Annotated in this window: 14 protein-coding genes and 1 pseudogene; 10 read left to right on the top strand and 5 right to left on the bottom strand. The window is 42.8% G+C overall.

From position 1 onward, the window contains the following. Positions 1-265 precede the first annotated feature (265 nt). The gene (locus tag M1E06_RS12180; protein WP_020451472.1) at positions 266-2,074 is read left to right on the top strand and encodes a T7SS effector LXG polymorphic toxin; all 1,809 of its coding nucleotides are present in this window, start codon (positions 266-268) and stop codon (positions 2,072-2,074) included. Between the two features lie 11 nt (positions 2,075-2,085). After that, on the top strand, positions 2,086-2,478 hold the full coding sequence (locus M1E06_RS12175) for a CDI toxin immunity protein (RefSeq protein ID WP_020451473.1): 393 nt from the start codon (positions 2,086-2,088) through the stop codon (positions 2,476-2,478). 321 nt (positions 2,479-2,799) lie between these two features. Here the strand turns inward: M1E06_RS12175 and M1E06_RS12170 are convergent, their stop codons facing one another. Beyond that, positions 2,800-3,792 carry a CobW family GTP-binding protein gene (locus M1E06_RS12170; protein ID WP_023857669.1) on the bottom strand — a complete coding sequence of 331 codons (993 nt, stop codon included), beginning with the start codon at positions 3,790-3,792 and terminating at the stop codon, positions 2,800-2,802. 10 nt (positions 3,793-3,802) lie between these two features. Then, positions 3,803-4,195: a (2Fe-2S) ferredoxin domain-containing protein gene (locus M1E06_RS12165; RefSeq protein WP_020451475.1), complete on the bottom strand. Its 393-nt coding sequence runs from the start codon at positions 4,193-4,195 to the stop codon at positions 3,803-3,805. Positions 4,196-4,704: 509 nt separating this feature from the next. Between M1E06_RS12165 and M1E06_RS12160 the strand changes: the two are divergent. After that, positions 4,705-5,191 (top strand): annotated as a pseudogene (locus M1E06_RS12160) (YjdF family protein). Between the two features lie 181 nt (positions 5,192-5,372). On the opposite strand, the gene M1E06_RS12155 reads toward M1E06_RS12160, so the two are convergent. Continuing rightward, positions 5,373-5,483 (bottom strand): YjcZ family sporulation protein, encoded by a 111-nt coding sequence (locus M1E06_RS12155; protein WP_020451477.1) that lies wholly within the window; start codon positions 5,481-5,483, stop codon positions 5,373-5,375. Positions 5,484-5,718: 235 nt separating this feature from the next. On the opposite strand from M1E06_RS12155, the gene M1E06_RS12150 reads away from it, so the two are divergent. The 6 genes from M1E06_RS12150 (at position 5,719) to M1E06_RS12125 (ending at position 12,990) form a co-directional block, all read left to right on the top strand. After that, positions 5,719-7,137, top strand: coding sequence for a flavin monoamine oxidase family protein (locus M1E06_RS12150; protein WP_161517516.1), 1,419 nt, complete (start codon positions 5,719-5,721; stop codon positions 7,135-7,137). A 410-nt stretch (positions 7,138-7,547) separates the two neighbouring features. Next, positions 7,548-8,225: a YoaK family protein gene (locus tag M1E06_RS12145; RefSeq protein WP_020451479.1), complete on the top strand. Its 678-nt coding sequence runs from the start codon at positions 7,548-7,550 to the stop codon at positions 8,223-8,225. A gap of 126 nt (positions 8,226-8,351) precedes the next feature. Then, on the top strand, positions 8,352-9,821 hold the full coding sequence (locus M1E06_RS12140; RefSeq protein ID WP_020451480.1) for a potassium/proton antiporter: 1,470 nt from the start codon (positions 8,352-8,354) through the stop codon (positions 9,819-9,821). A 293-nt stretch (positions 9,822-10,114) separates the two neighbouring features. Beyond that, the gene (locus tag M1E06_RS12135) at positions 10,115-11,485 is read left to right on the top strand and encodes an MFS transporter (protein WP_235442595.1); all 1,371 of its coding nucleotides are present in this window, start codon (positions 10,115-10,117) and stop codon (positions 11,483-11,485) included. A gap of 401 nt (positions 11,486-11,886) precedes the next feature. Beyond that, entirely contained in the window at positions 11,887-12,399 is a 513-nt protein-coding gene (locus M1E06_RS12130) for a ClbS/DfsB family four-helix bundle protein (protein ID WP_025811465.1), read from the top strand. A 279-nt stretch (positions 12,400-12,678) separates the two neighbouring features. Beyond that, the gene (locus M1E06_RS12125) at positions 12,679-12,990 is read left to right on the top strand and encodes a YbjQ family protein (RefSeq protein WP_003182008.1); all 312 of its coding nucleotides are present in this window, start codon (positions 12,679-12,681) and stop codon (positions 12,988-12,990) included. Positions 12,991-13,039: 49 nt separating this feature from the next. On the opposite strand, the gene M1E06_RS12120 is transcribed toward M1E06_RS12125, so the two are convergent. Together M1E06_RS12120 and M1E06_RS12115 are read right to left on the bottom strand one after the other, a co-directional pair. Continuing rightward, on the bottom strand, positions 13,040-13,690 hold the full coding sequence (locus M1E06_RS12120) for a TVP38/TMEM64 family protein (RefSeq protein ID WP_023857664.1): 651 nt from the start codon (positions 13,688-13,690) through the stop codon (positions 13,040-13,042). A 33-nt stretch (positions 13,691-13,723) separates the two neighbouring features. Beyond that, complete coding sequence (locus M1E06_RS12115) at positions 13,724-14,740, bottom strand: serine hydrolase domain-containing protein (protein WP_025811467.1); 1,017 nt, start codon at positions 14,738-14,740, stop codon at positions 13,724-13,726. Between the two features lie 454 nt (positions 14,741-15,194). On the opposite strand from M1E06_RS12115, the gene yjiC reads away from it, so the two are divergent. Continuing rightward, positions 15,195-16,385, top strand: a complete 1,191-nt coding sequence (gene yjiC / locus M1E06_RS12110; RefSeq protein ID WP_020451485.1) for a UDP-glycosyltransferase YjiC — start codon at positions 15,195-15,197, stop codon at positions 16,383-16,385. The last annotated feature ends 54 nt before the right edge of the window (positions 16,386-16,439 follow it).

The following is a 16,439-nucleotide window of genomic DNA, read 5'->3' as shown; positions in this document are numbered from 1 at the left end:
CGATGATATCAACACAGCTTCAAGAAACATCACAAGCGCACCCAATCATTATTTTGTTATTTAATCTAAAAATGAGTTTTTGGAATATCCTTTTAGCCGTTTAATTAGCGGCTTTTTTTATGTATTTCAATCCCTTAACAAATAGGTTCAATGACCTAATCTAAAAGATTCATTTTCATGGGTTGACAGGTTTTATTCACCAATTATTTCTATAAAGTGGTAAAATATCTCGAGATATGTCACTTTAGTATTAGAGGAGAATGCTATGAAGACTCTGGATGTTCAAGCGTTGCACAAAGCCATTGATCAAACGCTGGAACAATTAAAACATCAATCAGACGAAATTGCCAAAGTTAAAAAAAGTGTTGAGGGCATTACATCACTTGATGATGCTTTAAAGGGGAAAGGGGGAGACGCGATACGTAACTTTTATGAAGAATGCCATACTCCATTCCTTCAGTTTTACGAAACTCTTATTAGGGAATATCAGTCTGCATTGAAAAAAATCAAAAATGCGCTGAATTCCTTTGAACCGAATCATAACGGATTTATATCGCAAACCTTTCTCGAACACGAGCTCGAACAAGGGGTGAATTCAGCCGACCGCACAACGAAGCGTTTGGTATCTAAAACAAACGCCACGGTCGCAAAAGTCAGCCACATTGTCGATTTGCCTGATTTGAATGACAGCGGCTTTCACGAACAGAATCAGAAAGCCTTAAAGGAAATCAATCAGACAATTGAAAAGCTGCACACTTTTGACCGCGAACAGACAAGTGCTCTTAAAACCGCTGAAAACGACCTGGAAACGATGCAGAGATACATAACCAGGCTTGAAAAAATGTACACAGGGCCTAAAATTGAAATTACCGGCTATCAAAAAGGTTCGATTTTAAAGCCAGATGAGATGGATACTTTGCGTGGTGGACAAGACACAGCAATGGGTGTCATGTTGGATAAGCTCGATAAGAGATCAAAGCTTGAAAAAGAGGCCAGCAAAATAGAACCTATGAGTCATACTGATACGTTGAAGAATAAACTTGAAAAGTTGTATGATGATCCGGATGAGTTTCTCAAAGTTGCTAGAGAGATTGGATATGATAATCTTACATCTGAACAGATGAATTATGTTACTGCCATTGAAGAAGCTTATGAGTTCAGAGCAGATCCAATTAAAGGAACTCTGGAAGATGGAAAACATGTCTTAGAAAGTATGAAAGGCTTTGTGGTTGGAGGATATGAATTTGCAAAAGATACGATCCAAGGAACGATTGAAACAGGTAAAGTTCTTATTGGACACGCAGACAACTTTGTTAAAAACCCAAAAGCAACTGTAAATTCAGTACTTGAGTATGATTACAAAGCCACTTTTGAAAGTATGTTGCAATCAATTGCAGATTCTTGGGATGAAAAGATGGTACATGGGGATTCATATTCTCGCGGACACTATATTGCTTATGCGATTGGTACGATATGGGGGTTGGCAGAGGCCGGGCCTACTGTCGTATCAGGCTCAAAAAGTCTCGGCAAAGCTGGCAAGGCTGCAGCCCAAACAGCAAAGAAAAGTGTTAACTCTTTTAAACAACATTTCAGCCCGCCTAAAAATCGCTATACTCCTGCATTAGAAGGGATGCTCCAAAGAGCGGGAGAGGCCCCTAATGTGAAAAATACGCCTTTGCTGAGAGAGCTGCTTGAGGATAAGAAGAAGAGTGTTTTATTTAAATCCTCTAAATCTATTGGGAAACCATCTAAAAGTGGAAAAGAAATAGCCCTTCCAAAGGTAAAAACTTACGAGCAAGCTAGAAATAAAGCCATGGAGATTATTGGAGATCTAGGGCCGGACTCAAAACCACTTGTAGGGAGGTTAGAAGTAAGCGCAGGTTATGGTAAAATTATCGGCAGAAGATCTAGTGACAAAAAAGTAAGGTGGCGTTTGGATTACGATCCCGAAAAGGGACCTCATATAAATATTGAAGATTTCCGAAAGGGAAAAAAAGAAGCAAAAAAATATTATATTCCTTTTGATGGTGACGAGAAGACATTCAAAGCGCTATTGAAGCATCTTAACAGATAGAGGTGGATATTTTGGATTTATTTGATGAGTGTTTAGAAGCTTTAGGAGAGCAAAAAGAAATTTTATCTGAGGAGCTCACTGGGGAATACTTTAATTCTCTAAGTAAGCAGTTTCCTATAACAAGTTGGGCAAGAATTGATTGGGAAAAGGTAAAAAACAAAAAGAGAATTGAATATTCTGATGAATTATTCAAATGGTTAGAAGATAACGGTATAACTGACACTTCTGTCATTATTCTGTGGAATCCTTCTGATGATCCGGCAGTTAAGACTACTTTAGAAAACGCCTTAACTGTTATTGATGACGTGACTGCGGTTGGTTCAGATACGTTTATGTATAGTGAACTTGGCTATGTCATTGAGTTTTACCATGATGGAGAAGTGACAGTAGGAATGGCAAACTGAAGTTAAACCCTAATTATGGGCTTCTAGAGTTAGGTCTATTGACCTTTTTTATATTGGTATTTTCTCTCATGTCTTATTAAGCACTTAATCCTTTGATTGAGTGCTTGTTTTATATCCGCCAAAATGGAGGGCCTTTTCCCAAAAGAGCGGCTGTAAACTACTATGCAGGCCGATAGTCAGGGGACACAGGGAAGTCCTTATAAAAAAAGAAAAGCAGGAGATAACCTGCTTAAAACCTCATTTTGCCCTTGAAAAAGACTCGCAAAATCAAATCTCGGGTCTTTCTATTAAGCAAAGAGAGGGCCAACAAAGCGAGAAATGTTACTTTGCGATGCAATTTTTAAATTGCCGCTCCAGTTCCTCTTTGTCCAAGTCCTTTCCAATGAAAACAAGTTCGCTTTGTTTTGTCTCGTTTTCGTTCCACTTGCGATCCGGACGTCCTGAAAACAGCATATGCAACCCTTGGAATACGATTCGATATTCTTCCTCTTTAATATAAAGGATCCCTTTATAACGTAATAAATCTTCGCCTTTTTCCCGTACGAGATAACTCATCCAATGATCCACTTTTGCCAAATCAAGAGGCTTCTCTTCCCGAAAAGCAATAGAAGACACTTTATCATCATGATGATGGTGATGATGATCCTCTAGAAAATGAGGGTCGATTTCAAGTTTTCGATTGACGTCAAACGTATTGATCCCCAGGATATCTTTTAAATTGATCTTGCAATCTCTGGCATGCAGCCTCTTAGCCGCAGGATTAATGTTGACAAGTCTTTGCTCCAAGGATTCCAAATCGTCATTTGATACTAAATCTGTTTTATTGAGGATGATGACGTCAGCAAAAGCAATTTGTTCTTGAGCTTCATCCTGATCATCCAGATGTCTGGCGATATGCTTGCTGTCTACTACCGTGACGATGCTGTCAACTTCAAATATGTCGGACAGCAGCTCATCCATAAAAAAAGTCTGGGCAACAGGTGCTGGGTCAGCCAGTCCTGTTGTTTCGATTATAACCCGGTCGAATGCAACTTTCCCTTGATCCATTGAGAATACAAGAGTTCTCAGAATGCGAATCAAATCTCCGCGGACCGTGCAACAGATACAGCCGTTGTTCATTTCCAAAATTTCTTCTTCAGAATCAACGACGAGCTGATTGTCTATCCCGACTTCTCCGTACTCATTGACAATAACCGCAATCTTTTGATTGTGTTTTTCTGTAAGTATTCGATTTAAAAGTGTGGTTTTCCCGGCGCCTAAATATCCAGTGAGAATAGTGACAGGAATTTTCTTTTTAGTTAAAGGCATGATCATTCGACCTCATTTACAATTTTTTTGATACTTTGATTACTTTTTCTTTGTCTTTTGGAATCCCGGCGATGACGCCAGATGAACGTTCGAAACGTTGGCCATCATACAAATGGCTTGCTTTTTCTTGATAATCTTCATTGGTACAAAGCGAGTCAATCAGGAGGGGGACATCCTCCGGTTTTAAATCTTTATACCATGTTCCTTTCGGATAGTGGATGACCACGCACTTATCTTGGCATCTTCCATTACACCGCGTGCGCGTTGTATGAATGACATCGTCAAGCTCCCGGTCTGAAATTTCTTGCCGAATCACTTGAGTCAGTTCCTCAGCTCCGACCCGATTGCAGCTGCTGCCGTTGCAGATAAAGATATGATGTTTCATATTACTTAAATCCCATGTCGCCATATGTATCTTTCCTCCAAGTAAAACAGAATTATTACGATTTGAAAGCGGTAAAATGATAAAGAACTAAGTAAGCCCCGGTCGATAACTGTCCCGAAAGGTGAAACCGATAACCGGGGAGACAGTGGGGTAAGCTCCGCATTTCATCGTCACCTTGAGCTTTTCACTCCTTTCGCAAGCTCTCTATTCAGCCTTCTCTTGCCGCCTTTGGTTGTTTATTTATATGGTCTCTCTTTCAATACGGCAAACAAAACGTAATTATTACGATTTAAAAATCATTTTATCTCTTTTTCAAGTCAAACGCAAATAGAAGAGGTTAAACGGTGTCAATGAGATCTGAGCAGCTTCTTTTTCAGCCAGAGCCTATCTGGCTCAGGGGAGGGTTTGCATTATATTATTGTACTGAATATAAAAGAACTTTACCCCTTTTCCTAAGCTGGAAAAATTGATAAAATTTTTAGCGGAGAATGAAAAAACACGATTCGGTTGGTAGTCCGGATGCATGATTGATCATGCCAGTAACCTTCCCCTCCTCGGGATGTCCGTCATTCTCTGAAGTACATGTTGATGGAGGAGGGAATCGTTATGAAATTAACGGTTTACTATGATGGTCAGTTTTGGATAGGAGTCATTGAAGTTGTGATTGAAGGTAAGCTGAGAGCCGTCCGGCATTTGTTTGGCAAAGAGCCGAAGGATTCGGAAGTTTTGCATTTTGTTCATCATCAACTTTTACAGGCACTGTCACAAGCAGATCAGGAAGGAGTTAGGCTGGACGCCCGCCGCCCGCGCAAAATAAATCCGAAAAGGCTGCAGCGGCAAGTGTCTAAAGAATTGAAAAATGCCGGTGTGTCTCATAAGGCGCAAGAAGCGATAAAACAAGAGCTGGAAGCAAGAAAACGAAAGAAACAGCGGCTGACAAAAGAGCAGCGGGAAAAGGAAAAAGAACAAAAGTATTTACTCAGAAAGCAAAAAGCGAAACAAAAGCATAGTGGAAAATAGAGTTTCTTTGGAGCAAAGTGAAGCTCAATAGAGGCGCGTTTTCCTGTGTTGTATTAAAAAAAGGCTCTTTTAAAAAGAGCCTTTCATAATGGAGTCAATAACGATAAGCAAGAGGGGAGAACATGTAAAATAAGGAGAAGGTCATAGGTTATTGCTTTTTAAAACAGAACCATTTTAGAACTTAATAGCCTCCATAACCACCGCCGAACCAGCTGGCACCAATGATGATTAAGAGAATGAACAGGACAACAATTAAAGCAAAACCGCTTCCGTATCCGTAACCTCCGCTCATATGTTTCACCTCCCTAAAGATACATAGTTTATCCTATGTATCTTTATCAATTCGGTATAGGATATTGATTTACATTTTTAAAAATAGTTGACCCATTTGCAACTGCGCCCTCATGCGGAGTCTTCGTGCAGAGAGGATGAAAATGGTGATTGGCGTCCTTTAAACGGAATATAATGCAATAAATCCACCGAAAAGGGCGCTGAGTAAATTGAATTTTCAATTAACTGAGGGAGACATGCTTTATATCATTAGAAACGGCCTTCAAACAACACAGTATCCCAAGCAAGTAATGATCGTTGGTGCCGGGTTGTCCGGGCTTGTCGCAGCGTCTTTATTAAAGAGTGCCGGGCACAGAGTGACGATCGTGGAAGCGAATGACAGAGCGGGAGGACGTGTTTTTACTTCCCGTGCGCCCTTTAGCGAAGGGTTGTATTTCAATGCCGGTCCGATGCGCATCCCCGATATTCATACTTTAACGATAGAATACATTAAGAAATTTAATCTGCCTGTCAATGAGTTTATCAACAGAACCCCCATGGATATTCTTTACGTCAACGGCGTGAAAACTCGTCTTCATGAGTTTGAAAGACATCCGGGTGTTTTAAGATTCCCGGCTGCTCCCCATGAGCAGGGGAAAACGGCTGAACAGCTGATGCTTTCTGCATTGCAGCCTATCCTCAATTTTATCAGCCAAGATCCGGCGAGAAATTGGCGTATTGTTGAAAAACAATACAGAAACGAATCGTTGGGCTCTTTTCTCAACACTCATTTTTCACACGGCTCCATTGATATGATTGGTGTGCTTTTGGACATGGAAGCGTACATGGGATTGTCACTTGTCGAAGTATTAAGGGAATCGATCTTTTTTACATCGCCGTCTCGTTTCTATGAGATTACAGGTGGCATGGACTTGCTGACGCAAGCTTTTCTTCCGCAATTAAAGGGCGATATTTTATTTGGTCATAAATTGATGAAAATATCTCAAACTGAAAACAGTGTGACAGCCCATTGTATCCACCAACAGTCGGCAGAACATTCAGCTCTGACAAGTGATTTCACAATCGTAACAATTCCTTTTTCAACTTTGCGATTTGTGACATTTGAGCCGTTTGATTCGTTTTCCTACCATAAGCGGAGAGCGATTCGGGAGCTTAACTATATTGCCGCGACAAAAATAGGAATCGAATTTAAGAGCAGGTTTTGGGAAAGAGTCGGGCAGCGCGGCGGGAGATCCATTACCGATTTGCCGATTCGCTTTTCATATTACCCAAGCAGCGGCATAGGGGCACACGGTCATGCTGTTATTTTAGCGAGCTATACGTGGGCTGATGAAGCGCTGATATGGGACAGTCAGCCGGAAGAAGAGCGGATCCGCTATACGCTGAAAAATTTAGCGAGAATATATGGAGATATCGTGTATTCCGAGTTTGTATCAGGCGCTTCTTTCAGCTGGACGCAAAATCCTTTTTCAGCGGGAGCATTTACAGCTTTCGAACCTGGTCAGGAATTGGAGCTGTATCCTTATATTCCTATGCCTGAGGGAAGGGTGTATTTCGCCGGGGAGCACGCTTCCCTCACTCACGGGTGGATGCAGGGAGCGATTGAATCGGGAATACGGGCGGCATATGAAGTGAATCAGTCCTCCCGCGTGTAACCATGAACTTTGCAAGTATTGAAGGAATGGGAAAGAGTCGCTTTTAAAAGGCGGCTCGTTCGTTTTTATTTAAGGCAAACAGACGGATCATGCAATAAACGCCGATCGGCTGCTTCCTAAACAGTAAGAAATGTGTTCCCGGTTCTTAAAAACAAGTTTTTAAGAACTTCATTTATAAAAAATTTTAATGCTTATGATACAATTGAATTGTAGATGTAACACGATGAGCGATAAGTGTTTTGCTGAGGTGCATGATCGGATCGCCCGCATTTTTTCGTTAAGAACCCCTCTTTTTCTAACAATAAAAAAGCCCCCAAATCGAGTTTTCCCTTAGGAAAGGCTCATGACATACCGGATGGAATGGTTTAACATTCCGCCGGGCAGAATAGCTTCGAAAGGATTGAATCACATTGAATGCTGCTCTTGAACGAAACATCATGCTTTTGCTTCTCTGTTTGACAGCAGGTATTGTAGATGTGATTGGGTACTTAAGTATCGGTCACGTATTTACTGCTAATATGACCGGGAATATCGTACTGTTAGGATTATCAATCGGCAATTCTCTTCATGCGACCGCCGTGTACTCGCTGATCGCATTGTTCGGATTTATCATCGGCGTGATTATTTCAGCAGCCATTGTCGGAAAACAAGAAAAATCGTTCTGGCCGTCAGGCGTCACGATTGCACTTGCTGTTGAAGCAGCCGTATTGCTTCTATTTGCTTGTCTGACTTTCTATGAAAGTTCGCCACACTTTTTGATCTTGCTGTTAAGCATGGCGATGGGGCTTCAGACTACAGCAGCCAGAAAGCTCGGCATTGCAGGGATTTCCACTACTGTCCTAACGGGGACGCTCGCAAACTTTTTCGAAGATGTGACAAAACGGTTCCTCAGCAAAAACGACCAAAAGGTCATCCATAAGGACGCATGGCTTCGCGCTTTGACGATTGTGCTCTATTGCCTGGGGGCCGTCATCGCCGCACTTGCTGAGCCTGCGCATCCGTTTGCCGTGATTTGGATTCCAATCACAATCATTATTGGGATTATTGCGATTGCAGGCACAAAGTTTCACGGACGGAGTGAAGACTGAAGGACGGTCCCATACACGAGCATACGCGAACATCGTTTGTTACATACGTTTTATGAGGGTGCCTGTTCGGGTAAAAGAACGGGGGACAGCACCAGTATCGGTTAAGATTGGGAGGAGGATAAATGGTTGGAACACATTAATATGGAGCAGTTTATTTTATTAGCGGCCTTATTGCTGATTATCGGTGTACTGACAACGAAATTTTCGACTAGGCTCGGAGTGCCCGCTCTCGTCTTGTTCTTGATTGTCGGGATGATCATGGGGAGCGACGGTCTCGGAATTATTTATTTTAATAATCCCGAGTTAGCCCAGCTGATCGGAGTTATCGCACTCGTCGTCATCCTTTTTGAAGGCGGTCTGCAAACAAAATGGTCTTCAATCAAAGCGGTCGCCGTTCCTTCATTGTCGCTCGCAACGATTGGCGTTTTGCTGACCACCTGTGTGGTTGCGGTTGCGGCCAAACTGATTTTTAATGTTTCCTGGATGGAAGGCTTTTTATTCGGAGCGATTGTCGGTTCTACAGATGCGGCCGCGATTTTCGCCGTTTTGAAAGGCCAGAATATTAGAGACAGATTGAGCTCTACACTGGAAGCAGAGTCGGGTACAAATGATCCGATGGCGATGTTTTTGACTTTATCGCTCATCCAGCTGCTGACGGCTGATCATTCATCTTATTTCATGCTTGTGATTTCATTTTTCTGGCAGATGGGAATGGGGCTTTTGCTCGGATATGTACTCGGGCGGTTCGCCAGCTTTGCCATCAATAAAATCAACTTGGATTCAAGCGGACTTTATCCGATCTTTGCTCTTGCTTTTGCGCTTCTTACCTACAGTCTTACAGATGTCATCGGGGCGAGCGGCTTGCTTGCCGTCTACATTGCTGCGCTTGTCATCGGAAATCAAGATTTGACTTACCGACATTCTATTTTCAGGTTTAATGAAGGCTTTGCCTGGATGATGCAGATTTTGATGTTTATTATTCTAGGATTATTGGTTTTTCCTGCCCAATTTTTATCTTTCGATATCATTTTCAAAGGCTTCCTGCTTTCGCTGATTTTAATTTTTATCGCCAGACCGGTTGCCGTTTTTCTGTCGACCATCAAAATGGGCTTTCATTTTAACGAAAAAATCTTCTTGTCGTGGGCCGGATTAAAAGGGGCCGTTCCGATCGTTCTCGCAACATTCCCCATGACGATGGGGCTTGAAAACAGCCAATTGGTCTTCAATGTCGTATTCTTCGTCGTTTTAACATCTGCTTTGATCCAAGGATCAACCATATCGGTCTTCGCAGAAAAATTGAAATTGAACGGACCGCAGAAAGTCGAAGCGCCGCATTCGCTCGAGCTTGTTTCCATCGGCAAGGCGAACGCCGAAATTATCGAATTTGAAGTCGATGACCAAACAGCCATCACCGGGCAGGCACTGAAAGACATCAGCTTTCCGAAAGATGCCCTGATCAATGCGATCATCCGAAACGGGGATTTGGTCACGCCGCACGGAGAAACGAAAATTAAATCAGGCGATATTTTGTATATTCTCGTATCGAAAAAACAAAAAAAGGAACTGAAAAAATTATTAAACAGGGAATTTGATTAAGCTTTCGGAAAAGCACAGGACAAGGCTGGCTTGCTCAGTATGTCACGAATAAAGGTCAATGAAGGGTACTGCACCGGTATTCTTCATTGGCCTTTTTTTGCAATGTGAAAGTTCAGCTTATGTTCCTTACATTGATCCCTTTGTTGATCAATTGTATAATTTAAAAATCAAATATGAGGAGGCGCATGAATGATGAAGTGCAAAAAAATAAATGGGTTAACATTTGAGGGGAAAGCGCATCATTAACCCTATAAACTGCGTGATTCCCCTATAATTTTGGGGGTATCATTCAATTGAAAAACAGTAAAATGCAGTCCTTCAAGCATCAAAAGAAGGCGTTTTGGTGGCTTAGCTTTGTCGCTTTCTTCAGTGTGATGAACGAAACCGTATTTAATGTTGCATTGCCGGACATAAAAAATCAATTTGGCGTGTCGCCTGCCGCGGCAAATTGGGTGAATACGAGTTTTATCATTTCCTTTGCTGCTGGTTCGGTCGTTTACAGCAGGCTTTCTGATATGTATGGTGTCAGAAAGCTGTTTGTGGCCGGACTAATCATCTATGGCGGAGGTTCATTAATAGGTCTTTCGGCTCAGTCTTATTTCACGGCCGTGATCTTTGCGCGCTTTGTTCAAGGAGCCGGGGCTTCCGCTGTACCCGCGCTTATCCTGGTCATCATTACACGCTATGTTCGTCCGGAGGGCCGGGGCAAAGCGTTCGGCCTTGTCGGATCACTGGTGGCAATGGGCGAGGGAATAGGTCCGGCTATCGGCGGAATGATTGTACATCATATTCATTGGTCGTTTCTGTTCCTTCTTCCGATGGCGGCGCTGATGTCGATTCCATTCTTCCTCAGAAATATGCCTGCTGAAGCCGCTGTAAAAGCAAATCTGGATATCATTGGGATCGTCCTGCTGACAATCAGCATTGTGATGTTCGCTGTATATATATCGCTGTATCATGTCTTTTATTTAGCGGCGGGCATTTTTTGCTTGATTGGAGCTGCGGTTCATACCCGATATGCGGAACATCCTTTTATTGACCGGTCTTTAATCAAGAATCGCAGATATATAGGCGTCGTTTTGGCAGGATGTATCGTATTGGGAAGCGTTGCGGGAATCGTCTCTGTCGTTCCATATATGATGACAGTCTTGTTCAGTTTAAATGCCGATATTATCGGAAGCGGCATTATGCTTCCGGGTAGTGTGGGCGTTATCTTTTTCGGCGTCGCGGGGGGAGCCCTTACCGATCGCTTCGGCAGCCGGTTTGTTTTTACTCTTGGATGGTTATTGATCTTGGCAACCATAGCGGCCGCGTCACAGTTCGGTGACCGGACACCATGGTTGATGACGATGCTGCTCGTGTTTATATTTGGCGGTCTTTCATTTGTGAAGACGTCGATTTCCAATAGTGCCGCAGAAAGCTTGGAAGAAGAGGCTGCAGGCGCTGGAATGGGGATGCTGAATTTTGCCTGTTTTTTATCTGAAGGAATAGGCGTCGCATTTGCAGGAGGCTTGATGGCAGTGCGCGGGTTCGGCTATTCTGCGCTTCCGGCAATGGACAATGCCTGGGGCGCTGTATTCAGCCGCTCGTTTGCCATATTCACAGTCTTTGTATTGGCTGGCGGATTGCTATATTTATTGACTTGCAAACGCAAAAAATCTTAACATATTCGAATGGTTGGGCGGGACCGCCCAGCCGTTTTTTATGTTGTATGGATTTTCTGAAACATGATGAAAGTAAAGGATGAAGAAATTATGAAAGAAGCATCGGCACCTTTGAAATTGACGGACTGACAATTGAATATTCGCGAATAGGTGAAGGGAAGCCGATTCTAGTGATGCATGGAGGCATTTGAATTGAATTTGGGTATCAAGAGAGGTTGACGTAGAGTCGACGGCAGGGGAGCCGATTCACATTACCTCATATTGAAGCGAGAACCGTCGAACAAATTAATATACATGCAATGTAAGGGAAGTCTCGCAAACTGCTCTTAAAAGTTCATGATTTGTTTTAAAATAAGGCGGACAATCCGTGTAGTGTACACTATAGTTGATATCAAGGAGGGATTACGGTGTACGAGTCCAAGAAACATTTAAAAGAAGAAATTCATAAGCGTTATTTGTTACTAGATGGGGAGTTTGACGATATCCCCGATCAGTTTAGAGATGTTCGGGATCAAGACGTAGATCGAACGCCAGGGGAAATCCTTGCTTATCAGCTCGGATGGTTAAACCTGTTGATGAGCTGGGACAGGGATGAGCGCTTGGGAAAAACCGTTGTCACTCCCTCTCCTCATTATAAATGGAACCAACTGGGTGCTCTTTATCAATCTTTTTACGATATGTATTCTCACTTTTCGTTAACTGAGCTTCGCCAAGAATTCAAGAAAGCAGAGGCACAACTTCAGTCTTGGATTGATACGCTCACGGATGAAGAATTATTCACCCAAGGTACTTTGAATTGGACAGGTGAAAACCCGAAGTGGCCTGCTATAAGGTTCATTCACGTCAACTCTGTGGCTCCATTTAAAAACTTCAGGACTAAAATAAGGAAGTGGAAGAAGAATCAACTGGGATGAAAGAGTGTTAACATGAAGAAGTGCATTCAAAAGAAACTCAATTTTTCTTGTGAAGCTGAAATTAACAACGCTATAAAGTTATCTATATTCACTTCTTTCGAGTCATTTTCCATTTTACGGAAATCCCGCGATTGAAACGATGCGGCTATGCAATGTGGTAAAACTTTGCATAAAAAACTTAACATTTTAAAAATCCAGCCGATATGATGGATAAATAACTGCACGCTTCCGGCGTATATGGTATGGTAGCTAGTAAGTATAGGAAAAGGGAGGATATGAATGATCATCGTCACAACAGATACAATCGCGAATCAAAATATCGTCGAAGTCAAAGGGCTTGTCACCAGCAGCATCGTTCAGTCGCGGAATATCGGAAAAGATATTCTGTCAGGATTGAAGTCGGTCATTGGCGGAGAATTAAAAAATTACACCCAAATGCTTGAGGATTCGAAAAAAGCTGTGAGGGAACGGCTCGTGAATCAAGCTGAAGAACTCGGAGCAAACGCGATCGTCGGTCTAAGGTTCGAACTATCTGCAGGCCAGGGTACCTCCGAACTAATCGGATATGGTACGGCTGTTGTAATCGGCTGACGTTCAACCGAAAAACGAAGGCGGCGGCTATCATTGCCGCCTCAGCGGGTCAAGAAGGCTTCCCTGTCTGTTTGGTCTCTTTATGTTTTTGAGTCAGATGGGGATACTTTCTGTAGATGACAAGCGCTATGATCGCCATGTATAAGCCGTAGACACCGATAGAGATCAGCTTGTTTTCACTGAAATTGGCACCTGCGATCGAGACGACGAGAACGTTAGGGATTTTTCCAAGTGTCGAAGCCGCGAAAAAGACAGCCCATTTCACCTTGCTTAATCCGCAGACAATATTCATGACAACGGCGGGGATAACGGGGATCAGTCTGCCCAATAGTACGGCTGTAAAAGCATTTTGGTTAAAATAGGCTTCATATTCGCTCATTTTCGGGTATTTCGTTAAGCGTTTGCGAGCCAAATCTCTGAATCCGTAACGTGAGAGGAAGAACAAGAGCATGGTGCCGAGCATCGACCCTGTCAGCGTGATCAGCACGCCGTTTGCGATTCCGAACAAAGCGCCGTTTAATCCGGCAATGAGCGCAAACGGGACGATCGGGAAAAATACACAGGCCGCCACAAGCAGCATGCTGAATAGCACCGAATAAACGCCTCCGTCCCTGATGACGCCGAGCCAGGAATCTTTGCAGACGAATCCGACCGCGATGATACTTGCCATGATGATGATAGTGAATAGTTTTTTGATCATACCGCTCCCGCTGCCTTTCTTTGTTTTTAGCTTCTATATTTGCAATAAAGCTTCTTCCACGTTTGCCAAAATCTCGTCTGTTTTTGACAGGTTGCAATTGCTGAGCATAATCAGCACTTTTTTCTCGTTTATGTATCGGTTAATCGAGCTGATAAAACCGTGGATTTCTCCATCATGCCATATTTTATACTTGTTTTGATGATTAATAAACCATCCGTATCCGATCGAATTGTTTTGAATGAGTGCCGGAGAAGGGCCTTCGGCTGCAAAAGCCGGTTTTTTGACACAGCTGTAAAGCGCTTCTTTCAAAGCGCCTTTTGTGACAAGCTTTTCAGTGTAAAGCGCCCTGTCCCATAAGTACAAGTCTTCAACGGTTGAATACAGCCCGCTTTCCCCGTAGCCGTATACGATAGGCGCTTTGATCATTTCGCGATTCAGGCATAAGTATCCGACTGTGGGCGAAATATCTTCCGGGGAAGCGAAGAAACCGGAGTTTTTCATGCCTAAAGGGTCAAAGATCAATTCTTGAATGACATCTCCATAAGCTTCATTTGTGATTGTTTCAATGATTTTTGTGAGTAATATGTATCCTGAATTGCTGTAATTAAACATTTGTCCCGGGCGAAATTCGAGCGGTTTGTCAATAAACCGGCCGATAAATTGGTCTAACGGTGCGCGCTCCAGCTCAATATCGAGCAATTCTTCCTCTAGAAAATCAGGAATTCCGGACGTATGGCTTAATAAATGTTTGATGGTAATGCTGTCGCCGTTCGGATAGCCTTCTAAATAGTTTTGTACCGGATCATCAGTACGAAGCAGCCCCTTTTCTTGCAGCTGCATGACCGCTATGGCTGTGAATTGCTTTGTCAGCGAAGCAATTTGGTAGCGTGTAGACGGTTTATTCTTCACTTTGTCCTTGCAATTAGCATAACCGTATCCTTTCGATAGCAGAATACCGTTTGAGTCTGCCAGCAAAATGCTGCCGTGAAAATGATTGTTGGATGCTTGTTCCATTAAATAATCATCAAGATGTTCCGCTGTATATACCAATAACAACAGTCCTTTCATATCTAATTATGATGAGAAGGAAACGATAAACGATAGTTTTGAAAGGAAATGAAGCAGGAAGCGCGACAAAATAACATTATAAAAATTTTTTTGTATTTACCATCATTTACAGAATAATTTAAACTAAATTTAAAATATGGCAATTTCATGACATCCGTTAAAACGAGTGCTGTTTTGACGGTTGTTTTTTGTTTTAAAACGATTGAAATATAAGTCGGCAGTATCGAAAAGGGGAATAAAGTCGAGTGCGGCCTTAAACTAAGGTCTAAAGTTTGGTGTTTTTTTGTGAGAAAAAGGACTATATTAGTATTTTTTAATTTTAATTTAATTTTGAAGGGTTTTTCCTTTATTATCTATAATATGTTGTTTAACATAGTGAAAGAGATTTAAAATCATCGTTACTGTTATGAAGCGAAAAATAACGGGAGGTTAAAAAATGGGCCAAAAACATATCGCGATTTTTAATATTCCCGCTCACGGGCATATTAATCCGACGCTTGCTTTAACGGCAAGCCTTGTCAAACGCGGTTATCGGGTAACATATCCGGTAACGGATGAGTTTGTGAAAGCTGTTGAGGAAACTGGGGCAGAGCCGCTCAACTACCGCTCAACTTTAAATATCGATCCGCAGCAAATTCGGGAGCTGATGAAAAATAAAAAGGATATGACACAGGCTCCGATGATGTTTATGAAAGAAATGGAGGAGGTTCTTCCTCAGCTTGAAGCGCTTTATGAGAATGACAAGCCTGACCTCATCCTTTTTGACTTTATGGCCATGGCGGGAAAAATGCTGGCTGAGAAGTTTGGAATAGAGGCGGTTCGCCTTTGTTCTACATATGCACAGAACGAACATTTTTCATTCAAATCAATGTCTGAAGAGTTTAAGATCGAGCTCACGCCTGAGCAAGAAGCCGCTTTGAAAAATGCGAATCTTCCGTCATTTAATTTTGAAGAGATGTTCGAACCGGCAAAATTGAACATTGTATTTATGCCTCGTGCTTTTCAGCCTTACGGCGAAACGTTTGATGAACGGTTCTCTTTTGTCGGTCCTTCTCTAGCCAAACGCAAGTTTCAGGAAAAAGACACGCCGGTTATTTCGGACAGCGGCCGTCCTGTCATGCTGATTTCTTTAGGGACGGCGTTCAATGCCTGGCCGGAATTTTATCATATGTGCATCGAAGCATTCAGGGACACGAAGTGGCAGGTGATCATGGCTGTCGGCACGACAATCGATCCTGAAAGCTTTGACGACATACCTGATAACTTTTCGATTCATCAGCGCGTTCCCCAGCTGGAAATCCTGAAGAAAGCAGAGCTTTTCATCACCCATGGGGGTATGAACAGTACGATGGAAGGATTGAATGCCGGTGTACCGCTTGTTGCCGTCCCGCAAATGCCTGAACAGGAAATCACTGCCCGCCGCGTCGAAGAACTCGGGCTTGGCAAGCATTTACAGCCGGAGGACACAACAGTTGCTTCATTGCGGGAAGCCGTCTCCCAGACGGACGGTAACCTGGATGTCCTGAAACGCGTAAAGGACATGCAAGAGCACATTAAACAAGCAGGAGGAGCCGAGAAAGCCGCAGATGAAATTGAGTCATTTTTAGCACCGGCAGGAGTGAAATAACCATATGAAGGAACCCGGGAAATCCCCGGGTTTTTTGTTGCAGCCGAAAGGAAG

It is taken from the genome of Bacillus sp. AK124 (assembly GCF_053903085.1).
The sequence above is the reverse complement of the archived record's forward strand: the minus strand, read 5'-3'. Positions and strand labels throughout refer to the sequence as shown.